At 74.2% G+C, this 21,219-nt stretch carries 22 protein-coding genes; 8 read left to right on the top strand and 14 right to left on the bottom strand.

From position 1 onward, the window contains the following. Positions 1-33 precede the first annotated feature (33 nt). The 11 genes from ABTY40_RS17995 to gvpO form a co-directional block, all read right to left on the bottom strand. Positions 34-774: an HAD family hydrolase gene (locus ABTY40_RS17995; RefSeq protein ID WP_352060402.1), complete on the bottom strand. Its 741-nt coding sequence runs from the start codon at positions 772-774 to the stop codon at positions 34-36. Between the two features lie 11 nt (positions 775-785). Next, the gene (locus tag ABTY40_RS17990) at positions 786-1,751 is read right to left on the bottom strand and encodes an LLM class F420-dependent oxidoreductase (protein WP_352060401.1); all 966 of its coding nucleotides are present in this window, start codon (positions 1,749-1,751) and stop codon (positions 786-788) included. Between the two features lie 346 nt (positions 1,752-2,097). After that, positions 2,098-2,373 carry a gas vesicle protein K gene (locus tag ABTY40_RS17985; protein WP_309049431.1) on the bottom strand — a complete coding sequence of 92 codons (276 nt, stop codon included), beginning with the start codon at positions 2,371-2,373 and terminating at the stop codon, positions 2,098-2,100. Further along, entirely contained in the window at positions 2,370-2,555 is a 186-nt protein-coding gene (locus ABTY40_RS17980) for a gas vesicle protein (protein ID WP_345282944.1), read from the bottom strand. The genes ABTY40_RS17985 and ABTY40_RS17980 overlap by 4 nt, the downstream gene beginning before the upstream one ends. Beyond that, positions 2,552-3,346, bottom strand: coding sequence for a GvpL/GvpF family gas vesicle protein (locus ABTY40_RS17975; protein ID WP_352060400.1), 795 nt, complete (start codon positions 3,344-3,346; stop codon positions 2,552-2,554). The genes ABTY40_RS17980 and ABTY40_RS17975 overlap by 4 nt, the downstream gene beginning before the upstream one ends. A gap of 43 nt (positions 3,347-3,389) precedes the next feature. Next, complete coding sequence (locus tag ABTY40_RS17970; protein ID WP_345282948.1) at positions 3,390-3,698, bottom strand: gas vesicle protein; 309 nt, start codon at positions 3,696-3,698, stop codon at positions 3,390-3,392. Continuing rightward, on the bottom strand, positions 3,695-3,931 hold the full coding sequence (locus ABTY40_RS17965; RefSeq protein WP_352060399.1) for a hypothetical protein: 237 nt from the start codon (positions 3,929-3,931) through the stop codon (positions 3,695-3,697). Before ABTY40_RS17965 ends, ABTY40_RS17970 begins: the two co-directional genes overlap by 4 nt. Beyond that, a complete protein-coding gene (locus ABTY40_RS17960; RefSeq protein ID WP_345282952.1) occupies positions 3,928-4,161 on the bottom strand; it encodes a gas vesicle protein GvpG in 234 nt (77 codons plus the stop codon). The genes ABTY40_RS17965 and ABTY40_RS17960 overlap by 4 nt, the downstream gene beginning before the upstream one ends. A gap of 1 nt (position 4,162) precedes the next feature. Next, the gene (locus ABTY40_RS17955; RefSeq protein ID WP_352060398.1) at positions 4,163-4,882 is read right to left on the bottom strand and encodes a GvpL/GvpF family gas vesicle protein; all 720 of its coding nucleotides are present in this window, start codon (positions 4,880-4,882) and stop codon (positions 4,163-4,165) included. Beyond that, on the bottom strand, positions 4,879-5,310 hold the full coding sequence (locus ABTY40_RS17950; protein ID WP_352060397.1) for a gas vesicle structural protein GvpA: 432 nt from the start codon (positions 5,308-5,310) through the stop codon (positions 4,879-4,881). Before ABTY40_RS17950 ends, ABTY40_RS17955 begins: the two co-directional genes overlap by 4 nt. Positions 5,311-5,374: 64 nt before the next feature. Continuing rightward, positions 5,375-5,710, bottom strand: a complete 336-nt coding sequence (gene gvpO, locus ABTY40_RS17945) for a gas vesicle protein GvpO (RefSeq protein ID WP_345282958.1) — start codon at positions 5,708-5,710, stop codon at positions 5,375-5,377. 526 nt (positions 5,711-6,236) lie between these two features. Between gvpO and ABTY40_RS17940 the strand changes: the two genes are divergently transcribed. From ABTY40_RS17940 to xdhC, 3 genes are read left to right on the top strand one after another with little or no spacing between them, the layout of a single operon-like run. Further along, on the top strand, positions 6,237-7,766 hold the full coding sequence (locus ABTY40_RS17940) for a xanthine dehydrogenase small subunit (RefSeq protein ID WP_352060396.1): 1,530 nt from the start codon (positions 6,237-6,239) through the stop codon (positions 7,764-7,766). Further along, positions 7,763-10,231 carry a xanthine dehydrogenase molybdopterin binding subunit gene (gene xdhB / locus ABTY40_RS17935; protein ID WP_352060395.1) on the top strand — a complete coding sequence of 823 codons (2,469 nt, stop codon included), beginning with the start codon at positions 7,763-7,765 and terminating at the stop codon, positions 10,229-10,231. The genes ABTY40_RS17940 and xdhB overlap by 4 nt, the downstream gene beginning before the upstream one ends. Further along, entirely contained in the window at positions 10,224-11,051 is an 828-nt protein-coding gene (xdhC, locus tag ABTY40_RS17930) for a xanthine dehydrogenase accessory protein XdhC (RefSeq protein WP_352060394.1), read from the top strand. Before xdhB ends, xdhC begins: the two co-directional genes overlap by 8 nt. 15 nt (positions 11,052-11,066) lie before the next feature. Here xdhC and ABTY40_RS17925 read toward each other — a convergent pair whose 3' ends face one another. The 3 genes from ABTY40_RS17925 to pyrF form a co-directional block, all read right to left on the bottom strand. Further along, a complete protein-coding gene (locus tag ABTY40_RS17925; RefSeq protein WP_352060393.1) occupies positions 11,067-12,491 on the bottom strand; it encodes an FAD-dependent oxidoreductase in 1,425 nt (474 codons plus the stop codon). Positions 12,492-12,651: 160 nt separating this feature from the next. Continuing rightward, on the bottom strand, positions 12,652-13,299 hold the full coding sequence (locus ABTY40_RS17920; protein WP_345282969.1) for an alpha-ketoglutarate-dependent dioxygenase AlkB: 648 nt from the start codon (positions 13,297-13,299) through the stop codon (positions 12,652-12,654). A 488-nt stretch (positions 13,300-13,787) separates the two neighbouring features. Next, a complete protein-coding gene (gene pyrF / locus ABTY40_RS17915) occupies positions 13,788-14,483 on the bottom strand; it encodes an orotidine-5'-phosphate decarboxylase (protein WP_352060392.1) in 696 nt (231 codons plus the stop codon). A gap of 200 nt (positions 14,484-14,683) precedes the next feature. Between pyrF and ABTY40_RS17910 the strand changes: the two genes are divergently transcribed. From ABTY40_RS17910 to ABTY40_RS17890, 5 genes are all read left to right on the top strand, one after another. Further along, entirely contained in the window at positions 14,684-15,274 is a 591-nt protein-coding gene (locus ABTY40_RS17910; protein ID WP_352060391.1) for a TetR/AcrR family transcriptional regulator, read from the top strand. 423 nt (positions 15,275-15,697) lie between these two features. Next, the gene (locus ABTY40_RS17905) at positions 15,698-17,614 is read left to right on the top strand and encodes a glycosyl hydrolase family 8 (RefSeq protein WP_352060390.1); all 1,917 of its coding nucleotides are present in this window, start codon (positions 15,698-15,700) and stop codon (positions 17,612-17,614) included. A gap of 136 nt (positions 17,615-17,750) precedes the next feature. Then, positions 17,751-18,788, top strand: coding sequence for a GlxA family transcriptional regulator (locus ABTY40_RS17900; protein ID WP_352060389.1), 1,038 nt, complete (start codon positions 17,751-17,753; stop codon positions 18,786-18,788). A gap of 206 nt (positions 18,789-18,994) precedes the next feature. Continuing rightward, positions 18,995-19,618, top strand: coding sequence for an isochorismatase family protein (locus ABTY40_RS17895; protein ID WP_352060388.1), 624 nt, complete (start codon positions 18,995-18,997; stop codon positions 19,616-19,618). A gap of 434 nt (positions 19,619-20,052) precedes the next feature. Next, positions 20,053-21,219, top strand: coding sequence for a Cmx/CmrA family chloramphenicol efflux MFS transporter (locus tag ABTY40_RS17890; RefSeq protein ID WP_502990613.1), 1,167 nt, complete (start codon positions 20,053-20,055; stop codon positions 21,217-21,219).

Raw genomic sequence — 21,219 nt, 5'->3', positions numbered from 1 at the left:
CCCCGTCCTCCGCCGGTGTCCGCGGCGCGCCGGTCACCCGGCGCCGGGTGGCGGGGCGGGGTCCGGGTCCGGCACGCCGGCGAAGGGGCTGGTGCCGAGGGCGGCGAGGAGGCCGGCCGGGTCGTCGTACACGGCGGTGGCGCCCGCCTCGGTGAGGTCGGCCCGGGGGATTCCGCCGCACAGCAGGGCGACCCGGGCGACACCGGCCCGGCTCGCGGCCCGCATGTCCCAGACGCTGTCCCCCACGAACACGGCACGGTCGGGAGCGACCCCCACCAGGGAGAGCGCGTGCTCGACGGGGTCGGGCGCGGGTTTACCCGCGTCGACGTCCTCGGAGGTGGCGGTCGCGGCGATCGCGTCGTCGGCGTCGATCGCCCGGCGCAGCGCGGCGAGCTCCCGGTCCTTGGCGGAGGTGACGAGGACGACCTTCCAATCGTCGTCGGCCAGCGCCCTGAGCAGGTCGGCCGCCCGGTCGTGGGCGGTCAGCCGCTCGAAGAAGGTGCCGTACAGGGTGTCGTGGGCGTGGCTGAGCCGCTCGTCGCCCGCGTGGTCGCGGTCCTCGCCCAGGAGGTGGTCGAGGAGCTGGTCGCCCGGGAGGCCGATCGCCCGGTGGATGGCATGGGCGGGCACCTGGTGGCCGCCCTGGCGCAGCGCCTCCCACCAGGCGACGACGTGGAGGTGGTTGGTGTCGGCGAGGGTGCCGTCCACGTCGAAGAGGGCGGCCCGGCCGGTGCCGGAGGCGCGCCCGGGGTCGTGGTCGGGGTCGGGGGCCACGGGGGTCCTCCTCACAGCTCTCGGAGGGCGGGCAGAAGGGTGGTCTCGGCCCAGCGGAGGAAGGGGAGCTGCTGGTCGCCGCCGATCTGGACGAGGGCGAGGTCGGTGAAGCCCGCTTCGGCGTAGGGGCGGACGGCCTCGATGACCGCGTCGACGTCGTCGCCGCAGGGGATGTTCTGCGCCACGTCCTCGGGAGTGACGTACGCGGTGGCCTGGTCGAAGCCGGACGGCAGGGGCAGCTCGGCGTTGAGGCGCCAGCCCCCGAGGGACCAGCGGAACTGCTCGTGGGCGCGGGCGACGGCTTCCTCGCGGTCGGCGCCGTAGCAGATGGGCAGCTGCCCGATCCGGGGCTTGCCCGCCCCGCCGTGGGCGTCGAAGGCGTCGACCAGCTCCCGCTTCGGTTCGGTGGCGATCAGGAGGTCGCCCAGGCGCCCGGCCAGTTCGCAGGAGCGGGAGCCGGAGACGGCGATGCCGACCGGCGGCGGGGTGTCGGGGAGGTCCCAGACCCGGGCGTTGTCGACCTGGAAGTGCTTGCCGTGGTGGGTGACGTATCCGCCGTCGAACAGGGCGCGGATGATCTCGGTGGCCTCCTCCAGCATCTCCAGGCGCACGCGGGCGGAGGGCCAGCCGCGGCCGACGACGTGTTCGTTGAGGTTCTCCCCCGAGCCGAGGCCCAGCCGGAAGCGGCCCTCGGACAGGAGCTGGAGGGTCGCCGCCTTCTGGGCGATCACGGCGGGGTGGTAGCGGAAGGTCGGACAGGTGACGTACGTCATCAGCGGGATGCGGGAGGTGGCCTGCGCCGCCGCGCCGAGGACGCTCCAGGCGTACGGGGCGTGCCCCTGGGACTCCAGCCAGGGGAAGGAGTGGTCGGAGATGACGGAGAAGTCGAATCCGACCCGTTCCGCCTCGACCACGTGGTCGACCAGCTCCCGGGGCCCCGCCTGCTCGGTCATCATCGTGTAGCCGAAGTGCATCATGACGGGCGACTTGCCAGGCCCGCCGCTCCCGAAACGGGCCGGAAGGGCCCATTCCCTCCGTCGGGGCGGATGGCGGGCTCTCCCGCGTGTCGCGGCCGGTGCCGCGGGGCCACCGGCCGCCCGGCGCGCGGCCCCGGGGAGGTGCCGCCGAACCGTTCGCGGAAGCGGCGGTCGTGCGAGACGGCGGCCACGGCCCCGCGAAGCGGACGAGGGCGGTCTGCGGCTCGTCCACCAGGCGTCGGGCGCCCGGGGCGACCCTCGCACGCGATCCGGCAGTGGCCGCGCGGGGGTCCGTGCGGAGCGCCCCGGAGGGCGCCGGACCGGGGCCGGCGCCCTCCGGGGCCCGTCACAGGAGGTTGCCGAGCGGCCCGAGGTCGATGTTGAGGTCCTCCGGTTCGAGGCCGAAGCGGTCGCGCAGCAGGGCCATCCGGTCCTCCAGGAGCATGAGGGTCAGGCCGAGCCGTTCCTCCTGTTCCTCGGTGAGGTCGCCGGACTCGACCCTGCGCAGCGCCTGGCCTTCCATGAGGCGGCGCAGGAGTTCGACGACGGTCAGGACCAGTCGGGCCAGGTCGCGCTCCACGGTGTCGGGGTCGAGTTCGACGCGGCGCGGCCGGGTCGTCATGGGCTCACCTGCCTCCACGGGGACGGCACGTTCTCGCCGACCGCGCTGATGAGGGCCTTCAGGTCGACGCGTACGAGGTCGATGTCGGCGATCCGGAGGGTGATGTCCCCGGCGAGGACGACCCCGCCGGCCAGGAGCCGGTCGAGGAGGTCGACCAGGGCGATCTCCCGTTGGTCGGTCATGGTCCGGTTCCCTCCTCGGGTCCGGTCCGGGTGAAGGAGTAGGGCACCCAGGGGCCGGTGACCTCCACGCGCAGACCGGTGTGGAGGTCGTCGGGCGGGGGCAGCGCGTCACGGAACCGCTGTTCCCGGTCCTCGGGGACGAGGTACGCGGCGTTGAGCACGTTCCGGCCGGGGACTCCGGAGAGCCGGGCCTGCTGGGGCGGGTGGAGGACCGTGTCGGCGGCGGCGCGGGCCAGCGCCTCGTGCAGGTGGCGGGCGGTGCGGGCGGCCGCGTCGTCCGCGTCCTGCCGGGCCCGCTGCTGCCCCAGCCGGCGGCGCAGGTAGTCGCGGCCGGAACCGGCCCGGTCCGGGCGGTCGCTCCCGGCGGGTTCGGCCGCGGGCGGGCCCGCCGTCTCGTCCACGTAGAGCTTGACGCCCCATTCACGGGCTCCCGCCAGGCGCTCGAGCGCTTCGAGCAGGCGGTCCTCCCCCTCTTCGAGCAGGCGGCGCACGCCTTGCTCGCCGCGGCAGACGGTGGCGAGCCGCAGCGGGACGACGGTGGTGTGCCGGCCCGCCTCGGCCACCACGCCGTGGTGGGCGCGGGCCACCCGCGCCAGCCAGTCCAGGTCCTCGAGCCGTTCGCGCAGGGGCGCCTCGTCGAAGTCGGCCGCGGGGACCCGCTCGGCGAGCGCGGTCAGGCCCCGGTGGTCGACGGTCGCGAGGCCCCCGCCGAGGGTGTCGCCGGCGGGCGGCCCGACGGTGCCCGGGGACCGGACGACGGCGTACACGTACCAGAGGTTTTCGTCGTTCATCGCTCCTGCCTCGTTCCGGGCTCGCTCCCGCTTCGCTGCCGACTCACGCCCCCCTCGCCTCCAGTTCGGCGATACGGCGCCGCAACTCCTCGTTCTCACGGCCGAGTTCTCCGCTGCGGGCCCGGGAGGACAGGGCGGGGTCCTGCTCCCACCAGTCGATGCCCATCTCCTTGGCTCGTTCGACCGAGGCCACGACGAGGCGCAACTTGATGGTGAGGAGTTCGATGTCGAGGAGGTTGATGCGGATGTCCCCGGCGATCACCACGCCTTTGTCGAGGACGCGTTCGAGGATGTCGGCGAGGTTGGCCGACTGGGTGTCGGGGGACCGCGGCAGCCCCGAGGGCATCGTCATGCCGTCTCCTCCCGGTCGGCTTCGTGCGGCGCGGCGCGGCGCCCCCGCCGCCCGGTGAGGCGGCGGAGGCGGCGGAGGCGCTCGCCGGCGGAGGTGGCGACGGCGTGCGCGGTTCCGCTGGCGCGGCCGGCGGCGCGGGCGACCGCCAGGGTCAGCGCCGCCAGACGGCGGCTGCGTGGCGAACCCGCCCGGCGGGCCGCGGCGAGCGCGGGGTGGTGGGTCATGGACTTCACTGGTTTCCCCTCACCTCCAGTCGGGCCAGGAGCTCGTCCTCCCGGCGGTCGAACTCCTCCTCGTCGATCTCCCCGGCCTCGAACGCCGCCACCAGGGCGGCGAGTTCGCGCTGGACGACGGCCGGGTCGTAGTACTCCCGCTCGGCCACCTCGACGACCTGCCGCAGCACCCAGGCCGTGCCCCGTATCGGGGCGGCCGGCAGGAGGAGGACTTCCGTGAGCAGTCCCATGTCAGCCCGCTCCGGCGAAGCTGTACGGGGGCAGCGGGCCCGTCACCTGCTCGCGCAGGTGCTCGTGCTCCTGGCGCAGGGCACGTACGGCCTCCAGGAACACGTCCCGCCGCTCGCGTTCCACGAGGAACGACAGGTTGGCGAGGTGCCCGGTGTCCTCGGGCCCCCGCACCACCGCGGCGGCGTAGGGGGCGAGGGTCTCCTCGACGAGCGCGGCGTCGGCCCTCTCGCGCTCGGCGACCGCCCGCGCGACCCGCTCGCCGAAGGCGATCTTCTCCTCGTGGGTGCCGCCGCCCGCCGCGCGCTGCGCGGCGTGCAGGGCCATCAGGTCGGGGTCGGCGGTGACGACGAGGTGCAGCACGCTGTCCTCGTCGTGGTGCACCTTGACGTTGAACTCGTCCTTGCCGTCGAGGGCTTCGAGCCGCTCGAGGTAGCGGTCCTGGTGCTCCGCCAGGATGTCGGCGACGGCCGCGTCGTCGGGGGCGATGCCGCCGAACCGGAGGGGCAGGACGGGTCCGTCCTTGCCCGCCGTGATCACGACGTGCTGGTGCGCGAGCAGGTCGCGGCGCTTCGCCTTGGGCTGGGCCGGCGCGTCGCTGCACAGGGCCACCAGGTCGCCGCTGCGTACGGTGCGGACCGGGCTCGGCGGGTCACCGATGCCTTCGATGGCCTCGGGGAGCGTCCGGTCGGCGGACGCGATGCCGTAGACGTAGGTGCTCATTCCTTCTCCTCCCGGCGGCTCGAGCCGCGCCCGCGCGTCCCGCTGCCGGCCTTCTCCTCGACGGCCTCGTCACGTGCCTGGTGGAAGGCGTCGGAGATGGTCTGCGCGGCGCCGCCGAGCGCGCCCTTGGTCTTGGCCCGCGCGCCGGACTCGGTGATGTCACCGACCAGCTCCGGCAGGCCGGGGTTCTTGTGGGGGCCGGACTCCAGGTCCAGCCGGTTGCACGCCTCCGCGAACCGCAGATAGGTGTCGACGCTCGCGACGACGACACGGACGTCGATCTTCAGGATCTCGATGCCGACCAGGGAGACGCGGACGAACGCGTCGATCACCAGGCCGCGGTCCAGAACCAGTTCGAGCACGTCGTACAGTCCGCTGGAGCCGCCTCCGGAGGCGGCCGGGGCGGTCTGGGCAGGAACGACAGTCATGCTTCTCGGTCTCCCTCTCGTCTCGGGACGGACGGCGGGGGGCGGCGGGGGCGGGGCGCGGTGCTCAGCGCCGGTCGGCCCGGCCGCGCTCGTAGCGGCGGGCGCGGCGGTAGCCGAGCAGCTGCCCCTCGGGGTCGGCCTGCACCTCGTACGAGGCGAGCAGACTCATGGTGTCCGGCACGCGTCGCAGTTCCACGACTTCGACCGTCAGGCGCCAGTCGCCGTTCTCGTGGCGCTCGCAGGAACTCACGGCCTCCGCCGGCTGGTCGAGCAGCTGCGCGAGCTGCTCCGTCGCCGTCCGGATCACCGTGCCGACCGGTGCGGACCGATTCCGCGCCGGACGCTCCGCGTGCTCCGTCTCCGCCTTGCTGTCCGATCCGTCGTCCGATGAACGGGTCATACCTTGCTCCTCCTCCGCCTTACCGGGTCCATTCGAGACAAACCGGTTGATGTGACTCCTTTTCACGAACGCCTCCGGGACGTCCGGACGGGCACTCCCGTTCCGCGTGCCCGCCGCGTGCCGCTCCACACACGTCCGCCCCGAGACGGAGCCGTGTCCGGTCGGCGGACGGCCTCTTGACCCGTCGTGGCCCCGGCCACTACCTTGCGGCTCACATGACCCGCGAGCACGAGAGGAGGCGACCGTCGGATGTACACCAGCTCCGACCTGAGGCGCCTCACTCACAGCACGGTCTGGGTCCACGGCCGCATCGCGCACGGCCACTGACGGCGCCCCTTCGTGCACGTGCCCCTCAGGGCACCTGACGACGCGTCTTCCTTTTCTTCTCCTTTCTCCCTTTCCGGTACGTCTCCGTCGCGTGCCGTTCCGCGCCCACCGCCGTCCCGGGGCGCCCCGAACACAGAAAGCTGTCTGCCTTGCCTCACATGCCGAACCGTCCGACCCCGCACCGGATCGCAGGCCCGTCGTGGTAGCGCCGCGGATCACGGTCAACGGGACCGGGACGCCGATCGCCCCGGCCGAACCTCACACCACCGTCCTGGACTTCCTCCGCGACCGCGGGCTGACGGGCACCAAGGAGGGCTGCGCCGAAGGGGAGTGCGGGGCCTGCGCCGTCCTGGTGGCCCGCCCCGGGGTGCACAAGCCCACCGACTGGGTGGCGGTCAACGCCTGTCTGGTGCCGGCCGCGGCGCTCGACGGCCAGGAGATCGTCACCTCCGAGGGCCTCGCCACCCCCGGTGAGCCCGGCACGCCTCCCGTACTGCACCCGGTGCAGGAGGAGATGGCGGTCCGTGGCGGCTCCCAGTGCGGTTACTGCACACCGGGCTTCGTCTGCAGCATGGCCGCCGAGTACTACCGGCCCGACCGCTGCCCCCGGGAGGCCTCGGGGACGGGCGAGAGCGGTGACGACGACACGGACGGCGTCGGACACGGTTGCGACGCGGGGCCGGGCGCGCACCGCACCGACGCCGAGCACGGTCCGAACGGATTCGACCTGCACGCGCTGAGCGGGAACCTGTGCCGCTGCACCGGCTACCGGCCGATCCGGGACGCCGCGTTCGCCGTCGGAACCCCCTCGGACGAGGACCCGCTGGCCCGCCGCCGCGAGCAGGCGCCGCCCGCCCCGGTCGCCACCGCGTACACCCGGGGCGAGAGCGCCTTCCTGCGCCGGAGCACCCTGGCCGACACTCTGCGGCTGCTGCGCGAACGGCCCGACGCCGTGGTGGTCGCCGGCTCCACCGACTGGGGCGTGGAGGTGAACATCCGCTCCCGGCGGGCCCGTTGCGTGGTCGCCGTCGACCGGTTGCCCGAACTGCGGGAGTTGCACGTCACGTCCGAGCACGTCGAGATCGGCGCGGCGCTGACGCTCACCGAGATCGAGCGCCGGCTCGACGGCCGCGTACCGCTGCTCGCCGAACTGTTCCCGCAGTTCGCGTCCCGGCTCATCCGCAACGGCGCCACCCTCGGCGGCAACCTCGGGACCGGGTCCCCCATCGGTGACAGCCCGCCGGTGCTGCTCGCGCTCGAGGCGTCGGTGGTGCTCGCGGACGCCGACGGTGAGCGCGAGGTCCCGCTGGCCGAGTACTTCACGGGGTACCGGCAGAGCGTGCGCCGCCCCGGAGAGCTGATCCGCGCGGTCCGCGTCCCGCTCCCGCTGTCGCCGGTCACGGCCTTCCACAAGATCGCCAAGCGGCGTTTCGACGACATCTCCAGCGTGGCGGTCGCCTTCGCGCTCGACGTCGAGGACGGCGTCGTCCGCAAGGCGCGGATCGGTCTGGGCGGTGTGGCCGCCACCCCGATCCGTGCCCTCACCACCGAGGCGGCCCTGGAAGGGAAGCCGTGGACGGCGCGGACCGCCGAGACTGCGGCCTCGCTGCTGCGGGCGGAGGGCACGCCGCTGGACGATCACCGGGCCAGTGCCGCGTACCGCTCCGCCATGCTCGGCCGGAGCCTTCTGAAGCTGTACGCGCGAACCACCGAGGCGGTGTCGTCATGAGTCATCTGTCCGAACGCCCCGAGAAGCCCGTCGTCGGGCTCCCCCTGCCGCACGAGAGCGCCGTCCTGCACGTCACGGGCGCCGCGCTCTACACCGACGACCTGGTCCACCGGACCAAGGGGGTGCTGCACGCCCACCCGGTGCAGGTCATGAAGGCGCACGGCCGGATCACGGCGCTGCGCACCGCTCCCGCGCTGGCCGTGCCCGGGGTGGTCCGCGTGCTGACCGCCGCCGACGTGCCGGGCGTCAACGACGCCGGGATGAAGCACGACGAGCCGCTGTTCCCCGACGAGGTCATGTTCCACGGCCACGCCGTCGCCTGGGTGCTCGGCGAGACGCTCGAGGCCGCCCGGCTCGGCGCCGCGGCCGTCGAGGTGGACCTCGAGGAACTGCCCTCGGTGATCACCCTGGAGGAGGCGATCGCGGCGGAGAGCTTCCACGGCGCCCGCCCGGTGATGGTGACGGGCGACATCGAGGCCGGTTTCGCCGACTCCGCCCACGTGTTCACCGGCGAGCTGCGGTTCTCCGACCAGGAGCACTTCTACCTGGAGACCCACGCGGCACTCGCGTACCTCGACGAGTCCGAGCAGGTCTTCGTCCAGAGCAGCACCCAGCACCCTTCGGAGACGCAGGAGATCGTCGCGCACGTGCTCGGTCTGCACAGTCACGAGGTGACCGTGCAGTGCCTGCGGATGGGCGGCGGTTTCGGCGGCAAGGAGATGCAGCCCCACGGCTTCGCGGCGGTCGCCGCCCTGGGCGCCAAGCTGACCGGCCGGCCGGTCCGGGTGCGGCTCAACCGGACCCAGGACCTGACCATGTCCGGCAAGCGGCACGGCTTCCACGCCGCGTGGCGGATCGGCTTCGACGCCGAGGGCCGCATCCAGGCCCTGGACGCCACCCTGACGGCGGACGGCGGCTGGAGCCTGGACCTCTCCGAGCCGGTGGTCGCCCGCGCGCTCTGCCACATCGACAACACGTACTGGATCCCCCACGCGCGGGTCGCCGGACGGGTCGCCCGGACGAACAAGGTGTCCAACACCGCCTTCCGCGGCTTCGGCGGCCCGCAGGGCATGCTGGTCATCGAGGACATCATGGGGCGGTGCGCGCCGCTCCTCGGCCTGGACCCCATGGAGCTGCGCGAGCGCAACTTCTACCGGCGGGGGCAGACGACACCGTACGGGCAGCCGGTCGTCCAGCCCGAGCGGATCACCGCCGTCTGGGACCGGGTCAAGAAGAACGCGGGTCTCGCCGAGCGCCGCCGGGAGATCGCCGCCCACAACGCCGCGCACCCGCACACCAAGCGGGGGCTCGCGCTGACCGGCCTGAAGTTCGGCATCTCGTTCAACCTCACCGCCTTCAACCAGGCCGGCGCGCTGGTGCTGATCTACAAGGACGGCTCGGTCCTGATCAACCACGGCGGCACCGAGATGGGCCAGGGCCTGCACACCAAGATGCTCCAGGTGGCCGCGACCACCCTGGGCGTCCCGCTGCACAAGGTGCGGCTGGCCCCCACCCGTACCGACAAGGTGCCGAACACCTCGGCCACCGCGGCCAGCGCGGGGGCGGACCTCAACGGCGCCGCGGTGAAGAACGCCTGCGAGCAGCTGCGCGCCCGGCTGCTGGGGGTGGCAGCCACCCGGCTGGGGGCGAACCCCTCGGACGTACGCGTCGTGGAGGGCGTCGCCCGCGTCCTCGGCGGCGACGGGGAGCTGGCCTGGGACGACCTGGTGCGCACCGCGTACTTCCAGCGGGTGCAGCTGTCGGCCGCGGGCTTCTACCGGACCGAGGGCCTGCACTGGGACGCCGGGAACTTCCACGGCTCGCCGTTCAAGTACTTCTCGCACGGCGCGGCCGCGACGGAGGTGGAGGTGGACGGGTTCACCGGCGCCTACCGCATCCGGCGGGTGGACATCGTGCACGACGTGGGCGACAGTCTCTCCCCCATGATCGACATCGGTCAGGTGGAGGGCGGTTTCGTGCAGGGGGCGGGCTGGCTGACTCTGGAGGACCTGCGCTGGGACACCGGCACGGGACCGGACCGGGGCCGGCTGCTGACCCAGGCGGCGAGCACCTACAAGCTGCCGAGCTTCTCCGAGATGCCGGAGGAGTTCCATGTCACGCTGCTGGAGAACGCCGCCGAGGAAGGCGCGGTGTACGGCTCCAAGGCGGTGGGCGAGCCGCCGCTGATGCTGGCGTTCTCGGTGCGGGAGGCCCTGCGCGAGGCGGTCGCCGCGTTCGGGCCGGGCGGGGTCTCCGTGGAACTGGCCTCACCGGCGACGCCCGAAGCGGTGTACTGGGCCGTCGAGGCCGTCCGGCAGGCCGGTGCCCGCGGGTCCGGTTCCACCGGCGACGGCACCGCTACGGACGGTCCGGTGGTGTTGGCCCCCGGGGCGGCCGGTCCCGCGGTGGACGGTGCCGGGGGCGGCGCGCTCCCGGCCGGCGCGGAAGCGTTGAGCGGTGCCTGACAGCACGTGGATCGGCGCGGTCGCGCGGTTGCGGGAACGCCGGGAACCCGGCGTTCTGGTGACCGTCGCGACCGTGCGCGGTCACGCTCCGCGCGACGCCGGGGCGAAGCTCGTGGTCGGCCGGACCGGGACGTGGGGTTCGATCGGCGGCGGCAACGTCGAGGCGGTCGCCATCGACCGGGCGCGGACCATGATCGAGGCGGCGGAGGCGGCACCGGAACTGATCGACTTCGCGCTGAACGACAAGGTGATCAACGAGTACGGCGTGCAGTGCTGCGGCGGCGCCGTCTCCGTCCTGCTCGAACCGCTGCCGGTGGCGCGGGCGGTCGCGATCTTCGGCGTCGGTCACGTCGGCCTGGAACTCGCCCGGATCCTGGCCCGCCACGACCTCGACCTCCACCTGATCGACAGCCGCGCCCACGTCCTCGCCGAGGAGCGCCTCGGGGTCCTCGCGGACGCGGTGGCGCGGGTGCGCGTGCACCACACGCCGCTGCTGCCCGAGGAGGTCCTGGAGGAGCTGCCGGACGGCGCCCACGTCCTGATCATGACCCATGATCACGCCGAGGACGCCGCCCTGTGCGACGCCGCCCTGCGGCTGCCCCGGCTGGGTTCGGTCGGGCTCATCGGGTCGGCGGCCAAGTGGGCCCGCTTCCGCGGGCGGCTCGCCACCGAGGGTGGCCACGACGAGGCCGCGATCGGCCGGATCAAGACGCCGATCGGCCTCCCCGGCATCACGGGCAAGCAGCCGGCCACGATCGCGGTGAGCGTCGCGGCCGACCTGCTGCGCGCCTTCGAGTCCGAGGATGCCGCGCCGGCCTGATCCGAAAGACAGGCCCTAGTCCTTGAGGGGTTCGGTGGCCGGGCCCTGGAGGACGCTGCCGTCGGCGGCGAAGCGGGAGCCGTGGCAGGGGCACTCCCAGGTCTGTTCCGTCTCGTTGAAGCCGAGTTCGCAGCCCATGTGGGTGCAGCGCCGGCCACCGCGCCTGCCGGCCAGGAAGTGACGGGCCACGGTGGCCTGGTGCTTGGCGACGTCGGGGAGTTCGCGGAGCGGGAGCCGCCGGCGCGGGTCGAAGAGTTCGGTCCACGCGGGACGCGGTGCTCCGGTGACGTGAGCGGTGAGGAGCCCGGCCGCGATGACGCCGTTGGACAGGCCCCAGCCGTCGAAGCCGGTGGCCACGTAGACGTGCTGGGTGTCGGGGTGTTCGTGGCCGACGTAGGGGACGCCGTCGACCGTGGTCACGTCCTGGGCGCTCCAGCGGTACGGAGCGGCTCCCCCGCCGCCGCCCCCGTCGGCGCCGGCGGCGAAGTCGGGGAAGCTGCGGGCGGCCCAGGACTCGAGGCGGGCGAAGCGCTCCTCCACGCCGCCCGCGCCGGGTTCGTACGACTCCCCCGCCACGATCAGCAGCCGCCGACCGGGGCCGAAGGGCGCCGTACGCACCGAGCGGGTGCCGTGGTCGGGGGTGAGGTACATGCCGCGCGGCGCGCGGTCGGCGGGGACCGGGGCGGCGACGACCAGTTCGCGGCGGACGCCGAGACGGACGAGCAGGCTGCTGTGGCAGCGGAGCGGGAACTGGGTGGCGAGAACGACGTCGCGGGCGTGCACGGTGTGGCCGCCCTCGGTGGTGAGCCGGCACTCGGCGGCCTCCTTGACGCCGGTGACGCGGGTGCGCTCGTGGATCCGGCCGCCGTGCGCGAGGACGTCCTCGGCGATGCCGAGGAGGAAGCGCCGGGGGTGGAACTGGAGCTGGTTCCCGACCCGTACCGCGGCCTCGACGGGATAGGGCAGGCCGGTCTCGGCGGGGCTGTTCACCCAGGTCGCGGGAAGTCCGGCCGCCGAGGCGGCCGCCGCCTCGGCCCGGATGTCCCCGGCCCGTCCGGCCTCCGTGGTGTAGGTGAAGGCGGGCAGGTCCTCCAGTTCGACGTCCTGCCCGAGGCCCGCGCAGAGCCGTTCGACCTCCCGGAGGGCCTCCTGCTGCGCGTCGGCGTACAGGGACGCGGCCTCCGGGCCGTGGTCGTGGCGCAGGCGGTCGTAGCAGAGGCCGTGGAGGGCGGGCACCTTGCCGGTGGTGTGCCCGCTGACCCCGCCCGCGATCCGGTCCGCCTCCAGGACCACGACGTCGCATCCGGCGCGGGCGAGTTCCCGCGCGGTGCACAGGCCGACGATTCCGCCGCCGACGACGGCGACGTCGACGGTGAGGTCGCCGTCCAGCGGCGGGTGTTCGGTGGCCGAGGGACTGCTCTCCAGCCAGTACGGGCGCATGGTGCCTCCTCCGCGCGGAACGGCTCGCGTGTCGCGGCCCGTCTCCCGCGGCTCGCTCGTGGGACGTGCTGCTTGGCTCGCTCACGGGGGCGGCTACCCTGCGCGGCGCGGAATACCCCGGGGCCCGGGCCCGCCGGAGGTGCGGGGGCGCCGGGCCCGGTCAGCCGACGCCGTGCGGCCGGAACTGGACGCTCACGCGGGGCCCGACGGCCCTGCGCGTCTTGGGTACGGCGTGTTCCCAGGTGCGCTGGCAGGAGCCGCCCATGACGACGAGGTCGCCGTGGCCGGCGGGCACGCGGAGCGCGACGGGGCCGCCGCCGCGCGGGCGGAAGGCGAGGTCGCGGGGGTCTCCGAGGGAGAGGATGGCGACCATGGTGTCCCGCGTGGCGGAGCGGCCGTGCCGGTCGCCGTGCCAGGCGACGCTGTCGCGCCCGTCCCGGTAGAGGCAGAGCCCGGCGGTGGTGAAGGCCTCGCCGAGTTCGGCGGCGTAGTGCGCGCTGAGGGCCTCACGGGCTTCGCGGAGCGCGGGGTGCGGGAGCGGCCTGCCCTCCGGGTAGTACGCGAGGAGGCGCGGTACGGCGACGACGCCGTCGTACATCCGCCGCTGCTCGGCGCGCCAGGGCACCTGGGCGACGAGTTCCTCGAACAGGGCGTCGGCCCCGTGGAACCAGCCCGGGAGATGGTCGACCCACGCGCCTCCGGCGAGTTCCGTACGCCGCAGCCCGCGCAGGGGCCCGGGTCCGATGTCGGTCCCCTGGTCGAAGAGGGAGCCCTGGAATCCGGGGAGGTCGGGTGCTGCGGCGTTCATGCCTCCAGCATAGCCACGCAACCGAACATACGAGCGAATCAGGGGCGGGGGCAGCAGTCGTCGGCGGGTGAGGGCAGGTCACGCCTGCCGGAGCGCGGGCACGGCGGGCAACCGCCCCGGCGTGGCGTGAAACGGCCTCGACCCGGTCGTGGGCGCCGTCGACCGCCGTACGCCACGAAGCCCCGGGCCCGAAACCGGTGGACCGCCTTCACCCCGTCACGGACGGTGACGCCCGCCCCGGACACGGGCGGTACCCGGCGAGCGTGGCGGGCGATGCCCTCGGCGCGCACGGCCCCCTCCGACCGCACCCGCCACACGGTTGGGGCCCGGTGACGTCGAGGACGGCCGGACACCCTCCCTCCCCTCCGAGGGCGGCCCCGCTGCCCGGTTCTCACGGTCCAGCTCCCCCGTGACGATCCGTACCGCTTCCTCGGGACCGGTCACCGCTCCCCGGGCCCGGTCACACCGCTTCTCCTCCGGGGACGCGATCAGCCGGTGAGGCCGCGGCGGATGCTCCGCAGAGCGGCGGCCGGGTCCCCGGCCGCGGTGACCGAACGGCCCACGACGATGTGCGAGGCGCCCGCGGCGAGGGCGGCCCCGGGGGTCCCTGGGCGGGCGTGGTCCGCGGGGTCCTCGCCCGGCAGGACGACGCCGGGGGTGACCACGAGGGCGTCCCCGCCGAGCACGCTCCGCAGGCCGGCGACGTCCTGGGGTGAGGCGATCACCCCGTGACAGCCCGCGTCGGCCGCGAGACGGGCGAGGCGCAGGACCTGCGTCCCGGTCGAGGCGCCGACGCCGATGTCGGCGAGATCGCGGTCGGTCATGCTGGTGACCACGGTCAGGGCGAGGACGCGCAGCCGGGGGAAGTCCCGGGCCGCCTCCACGGCGGCCGCCATGATCTCCCTGCCGCCCATGGCGTGGACGGTCACGAGGGAGACGCCGAGGGCCCCGGCGGCCCGTACCGCGCCGGCCACCGAGTGCGGTATCTCGAAGAGTTTGAGGTCCAGGAACACCTCCTTACCCCCGGCGACGAGCCGCGTGACGACATCGGGCCCCGCGGCGGTGAGGAGTTCCAGGCCGACCTTGTAGAAGCCGCAGTCGTCACCGAGCCGGGCGACGACCTCCTCGGCCCTCGCGCGGTGGTCGCAGTCGAGGGCGACGATGATCGAACCGGTGGTGTCCACGCGGCCATTGTGGATCACGACGGCCGCCGGAGGGCAGGCCCGTGACCCGCACCCCGGAGGGCACCCTTTCCGACCGGCTCCCCTGAAACTGCGTTCTAGAACGGGTGGCCTATGCTGGCTGCCCGGCGCATGCGCCGAGGCGCGACCGCGGCCGTGGCCGGTGCGGCCCGGTACGAGGAGAGAGCGAGGGACCCGGCTCGATGAGCCCGAAGCAGCAACGCGGGGAAGCCACCGTCGAGCAGGTCCTGGACGCCGCCCTGCGCCTCTACGCCTCCTCCGGGGAGGCCGGCGTGACCGTCGGAGCGCTCACCCGGACGAGCGGGGTCAGCACCGGAAGCGTCTACCACCACTTCGGCAGCCTCCATGGTGTCCTCACCGCGCTCGCCCTGCGCTGGCTCGGCCGGCTCCTGGGGGAACTGGCCACGGCCCTGACCGCGACGGACGACGCCCGGACCGGAGTGGAGGCGGTCGTCCGGGCCTACCTCGGCTTCGTGCGCGACCATCCGGCCGCCGCCCGGCTCCTGCACTCCACCACCGCCGACCAGGAGGGCATGACCCGCACGGCGGAGATCCGGGACTCCCAGGAGGCCCGCCTCTCCCCGATCGCCCAGTGGATCGAGGCCCGGGTCGGGGCCGGCGAACTGGCCCCGCTGCCCGTGCCGGTGATCGAGGCCCTCGTCCTGGGCCCGGTCGTCGGACTCGCGCGCCGCTGGATCGCCCTCGGGGACGTCGACCTCGACGAGGCCGCGCGCCTCCTCCCGGACAGGATCTGGCGCTCGGTCGGCCCCTGATCGGCCGCCCCCGGAGGGACACCCCACCTCTGCGCACGCGAGGAAGGCCCCGCACGGCCCCTGCCTGCCCGGCCGGAGTACGCGGCCCGCCGGGGCACATCCATCTCCCCCTCCCACCCGGGGTCGCCTCCGGCCCGTTCTCACGGCCCTTCGGGGCCGCTCGCCCGACGCTCGGCGCCGGTCGTCCGGGCGCTCCCGCTCCGCCGCACGGCCCGCAGCGCTCGCCGTGCGGTTCGCGGCGCTCGGGGAGCCGCTTCCCGCCGGGGTCTTGCGCGCTCGCGTTCCGCCTCTCTACCCTCCGGGGCGAATGGTTAGGAAAATTTCCTAACGATTGGTCCGGACCTGAAGCGCCCCCGTATCTCCCGTCGCCCGTCCCGGAGTTCGACGTCCACGGGTCACGTCACGAAAGGAACGACCACTGCCATGAGGCGAAGCGTCACCTCCCTGCTCGTCGCGGCGGGACTGCTGTCCCTGCCGCTCGCCGGGCCACCCCCGGCCGCCGCCGCCGACACACTCGTGTCCACCGGCAAGCCGGCGACGTCCTCGTCGATCGAGGCGGCCGGGTTCGAACCCGGTCGGTCCGTCGACGCCGACACGACCACCCGGTGGGCCAGCGCCGAGGGGGTCGATCCGCAATGGCTGCGGATCGACCTGGGATCCAGCCACACGATCTCCCGCGTGAAACTCAACTGGGAGGCGGCGTACGCCAGGACGTACCGGATCCAGACCTCTCAGGACGGTACGACCTGGACCGACGTCCACACGACCGGCGCGGGCGACGGGGCGATCGACGACCTCGCCGTCTCCGGCACCGGGCGGTACGTCCGGATGTACGGGACGGGCCGCGGCACCCCGTACGGCTACTCGCTCTGGGAGTTCGAGGTCTACGGCTCCCCCGCCCCGGCCGACACCACCGCGCCGACCGCGCCCGGCAGCCTCCGGTCGACCGCGACGACCTCCACGAGCGCCGCCCTCGCCTGGAACGCGGCGACGGACAACGTGGGGGTGACGGGTTATCAGGTGTTCCGCAACGGCACCCTCGTCGCCTCCCCCTCGGGCACCTCGTACACCGACTCCGGCCTGAGCGCCTCGACCGCGTACACGTACACCGTGCGGGCACGCGACGCCGCCGGGAACGTGTCGGCCGCGAGCAACGCGCTCTCCGTCACCACCCCGGCCACCGGCACGGGCCCGGCCGTACCCTTCGGCAGCCACCTGAAGCCGTACGCCGCCGGCATCCTGAGGCCGTCGGGCGCGCAGGCGGTCCTGGACCAGAAGGTCGTCGACCTCTACAAGTCCTGGAAGGCCGCCTTCGTCCGGCAGAACTGCGGCAACGGCTGGTACCAGATCTACTCGCCCGACGCCGACCACCCCTACGTCGCCGAGGCGCAGGGCTACGGCATGGTGATCACCGCGACGATGGCGGGCGCGGACCCCGACGCCAAGAAGATCTTCGACGGTCTGGTGAAGTGGAAGATCGACCACCCCTCCTCGATCAACCCGAACCTGCTGGCGGCCGAGCAGGACGTCAACTGCCGCAGCGTCAACGGCGGAGACGCCGCCACCGACGGCGACATGGACGTGGCGTACGGGCTGCTGCTCGCGGACAAGCAGTGGGGTAGCGCGGGCACGTACAACTACAAGGACCTCGCGATCAAGCACATCAACGCGATCAAGAAGGACGAGGTCAACCCGGCGACGAACCTGCTGAAACTGGGCGACTGGAGCAGTTCCGGCGACCCGTACTACTACATCTCCCGCACCTCGGACTGGATGGCCGACCACTTCCGGGCGTTCCGGTCCGCGACCGGTGACACGGCCTGGGACACGATCCGCACCGCCCACCAGAACCGCATCGCCGGCCTCCAGTCGACGTACTCCCCGGGCACGGGCCTGCTGCCCGACTTCGTGGTGAACACCGACACGACGCCGAAGCCGGCGCCCGGCCAGGTCCTGGAGGACCCGAACGACGGCGCGTACTGGTGGAACGCCTGCCGCACCCCGTGGCGTATCGGGGACGACGCGGTGACCAGCGGTGACGCCGCCTCGCTCGCGGCGGCGCGGAAGCTCAACACGTGGATCAAGGCGAAGACCGGCGGTGACCCGGACAAGATCGCCATCGGGTACCGGCTCAACGGCACGCAGATCTCCGCGGGCAGCGAGGCGGCCTTCTTCGCCCCCTTCGCGGTGGCGGCGATGACCGACCCGGGCAGCCAGGCGTGGCTGGACGCGCTGTGGAACAAGATGGTGGCCACGCCCGTCGACACCAGCAGCTACTTCTCGGCGAGCATCCAGCTCCAGGTGATGATCACGGCGAGCGGTAACCACTGGGTTCCGTGACCCGGCCGCGGCGCCCCCTGGCACCGCCCCCTCTCCGTGCCCATCGGTCCCCGTCGGACCGGTGGGCACGGCCATGTCCGGATGTGACAGGGAATCGTCATTGCGGCCACGGGGGCCGGCGGGCGAGGGTGGGGGCATGCCTTCAGCCCCCCAGGCGCCCGGCGCGGATTCCACGCCGGACGCACCTCATCCGCACCGCGTCGTCGTCGCGGTCTTCCCGGACGTTGACCTTCTCGACGTCACCGGGCCGGCCGAGGTCTTCGCGCTGGCCAACCGGGAGAGCGGCGGCCGGGCCGGCTACCGGGTCCGTCTCGCCGGACCGGCCGCCGGCGCGGTGCGGACGTCGGCGGGGGTGCGGCTGCTCGCCGACCTCCCCTTCGAGGAGGTCGGCGCGGACGTCGACACGCTGCTGGTGCCCGGCGCGGTCGACATGACCGACGCCGGTCCCGTCGCCCGTGTCGACCCCGGGGTGGTCGACTGGGTGCGCCGGACCGCCCCGCACACCCGGCGGGTGGCCTCGGTGTGTGTGGGCGCGCATGTGCTGGCGGCGGCCGGGCTGCTGGACGGAAGGACGGCGACCACCCACTGGTCGACCGCCGCCCAGCTGGCCGCCGACCATCCGCGCGTCACGGTCGACCCGGACCCGATCTTCGTCCGGACCGACCGGGGCCGGCTGTGGACCGGGGCCGGGATCAGCGCCTGCCTCGATCTGGCGCTCGCCCTGGTCGCGGAGGACCACGGCGAGGAGCTTGCCCTCGCCGTGGCCCGGCAGCTGGTCATGTACCTCAAACGGCAGGGCGGCCAGAGCCAGTTCTCCGTGCCGCTCAGCCGTCCCCCGGCCACCCGCCGGGACATCGACGAGCTGCGGGTGTGGATCGCCGAGCACCTCGACGAGGACCTGTCCGCGGCGGCCCTGGCCGCCCGGATGTGCCTGAGCGAGCGGCACTTCGCGCGGGTCTTCGCCCAGGAGACGGGGGTCGGTCCGGCCACGTACGTGGAGTCGGCGCGCGTCGAGGCGGCCCGCCGGCTCCTGGAGACCACCGACTGCCCGCTCGACCGGGTGGCGGCCGCGGCGGGGCTCGGCTCGCCCGAAACCCTGCACCGGGCGTTCCGCAGGCGCCTGGGCACCACACCGGCGGCCTACCGCCGGCGGTTCCGTACGCACACGGTCTGACTCCGCCGGCCGTCGCGGCCCGGCGCCCGGCCGGCTTGCCCCCGTGCACCACCTGTCCGCCACCGTCCGCAACGCGTCCGCCCATGCGCGGCCACCCGCCCGGACGGTCCGGCCTCCCTCCACCGGCGCGGCGCCCGCCGCTCCGCGCTGACACTCGCGGACGGGCCCCGCACCTTCTTTTGAGTTCTCCCTACGAAAGGTCTTCCATGAGCAACCAGCAGCCCTCCGCGTCCCTCCGCCAGGTCGTCGGCCTGGACGCCACTCCGCCCCGGCTCGGCGCCTCCGCGCTGGTGATGATCGACTTCCAGAACACGTACCGCTCCGGCGTGATGGCCCTCGAAGGCGCCGAGGAGGCCCTGGCGGCCGGCGCGCGTCTGCTGGCGCGCGCCCGGGCCGCCGGCACCCCGGTCGTGCACATCCTCAACGACGGCGGCGAGAACACCCCGTACGACATCCGCGCCCACATCGGTTCCCTCAGCGACGAGGTCGCCCCGGCCGAGGGCGAGGCGGTCGTCGTCAAGCAGTTCCCGAACGCCTTCCACGCCACCGACCTGGAGAAGACCCTGACCGGCCTCGGCTTCGCGCCGGGCGGCGGCAAGGACCTCGTGCTGGCCGGGTTCATGACGCACATGTGCGTCGCGTTCACCGCCCAGGGGGCGTTCAACCTCGGATACCGGCCGACGGTCGTCGCGGAGGCCACGGCCACGCGCTCCCTCACGGCGCCCGACGGCACGGTCGTCCCGGCGGCCACGCTCCACACGGCCGCGCTGACCACGGTCACCGACCTGTTCGGTCTGGTCGTCCCGGCCGTCGACGGGCTCACGGACTGATCCCGCGCGGCACGGAGGTGCGCGGGGGCGGTGGCGGGGTGTCCCGCCACCGCCCCCGGTTCGCCGGGCGGAAAAGCGGTGGAGGGACGGCCGCGCCGCCCGTTAGCGTGGGGCGGGTGACGAGCCCCGAGTCCGACAGAACCGAGCCGCCGGTCGCCCGGCGGCGGACCCACCACCGGTAGCCCACCGGTCTTTCCGGTCGCCCCTCTCCCCCGCGCCGCCCGCGCGCCGGTGGAGCGCCGACCGCCCCCGGCACCGGACCCGCCTTCCCCGCGACCGGCCACGCGTTCCGCGTGCCCGGCTCTCCCTCCGCCCTCCCGGCAGCGGTTTTCCTCCGCCCGCCTCCGGCGGGCGGCCGACGCCCGGCACGCGCTTCCCCCGACCGCGTACGCCCGTTCCGGAGTCGTCCCGTGCCCCGTCCCTCACGCCACCACCTGCCCTTCTTCGTCCATGTCCTCGGCCTCGCCGTCTTCGCGCAGGGCACCTCGGAGTTCATGCTGTCCGGTCTGGCGCCGGACATCAGCCGCGATCTGTCCGTCCCGGCGGGAGCCGCCGCGAGTCTCACCTCCGCCTACGCGGTCGGGATGATCATCGGCGCGCCTCTCATGGCCGTCACCGGCGCGCGCCGGCCGCGCCTCGCGCAGGCCGTCTTCCTCGCCGCGTTCGTCGCGGCCCACGCCGTCGGTGCCGTCACCACCCACTTCACCGTCCTCTTCTGCACCCGGGTCGTGGCCGCCGTGGCGAACGCCGGCTTCCTGGCGGTCGCCCTGTCCATGGCGCCGGCGCTCGTCGCCCCGGAGCGGCGCGCCCGCGCGACGGCCGTCCTGCTGTCGGGGGTCACCCTCGCGTGCGTCGCGGGCGTCCCCGCCGGCGCGCTGCTCGCGGAGCGGTACGGCTGGCGGGCCGCGTTCTGGGCGGTGGGCGTCCTGTGCCTCCCCGCGCTGGTCCTCGTCTTCCGGTACGCCCCCGCCGGCGCGGCCGGGCGGGCGGGCGTGCCGGTCCGGCGCGAACTGCGGGTGCTGGGGGCGCGGCCGGTCCGGCGTGTCCTGCTGCTCGCGGCCCTCACGAACGGCGCGACCTTCGCGACCTTCGCCCATCTCGGGCTGCTCGGCGCCGAGGTGGCCGGGTTGCCGGGTGGCGCGGTCCCCGCGCTCCTGGCCGTCTTCGGCGCCGGTTCCTTCCTCGGGGTGACGGTGGCCGGGCGGGCCGGTGAGGAGGTGCGGCGGCGAGGGCTGCTCGTCCCGCTCGGCCTGTTGCCGGCCGCGTGGGCGGCGCTGGCGGTGGGCGGCGCCCGTCCGGTGGCGCTGTTCGCGCTGGCGCTGGTGCTGGGCGCGCTGTCCTTCGGCGCCGGTTCGGCCCTGGTGGACCGGATCCTGTCGCTGACGGACCGGGCTCCGGCCCTGGGTGGCGCGGCCGCGACGGTGGCCCTGAACGCGGGCGCCTTCGCCGGTCCCCTGCTCGCGGCGGCCGCGGCCGGCGCTACGGGGGACCACCGGGCCGCCGTCTGGACGAGCGCGGTCCTCGCCGTCTTGGCCCTCGTGGTCCTGGTGGCCTCGCGGACGGGCCGTACCGTGTCCGCGTCCGTGGGCGCGCGGCCCTGA

The organism is Streptomyces sp. NPDC126503 (genome assembly GCF_040302405.1).
In the GTDB taxonomy this organism is placed as follows: domain Bacteria; phylum Actinomycetota; class Actinomycetes; order Streptomycetales; family Streptomycetaceae; genus Streptomyces; species Streptomyces gulbargensis.
This window is presented reverse-complemented; position numbering and strand designations above follow the sequence as displayed.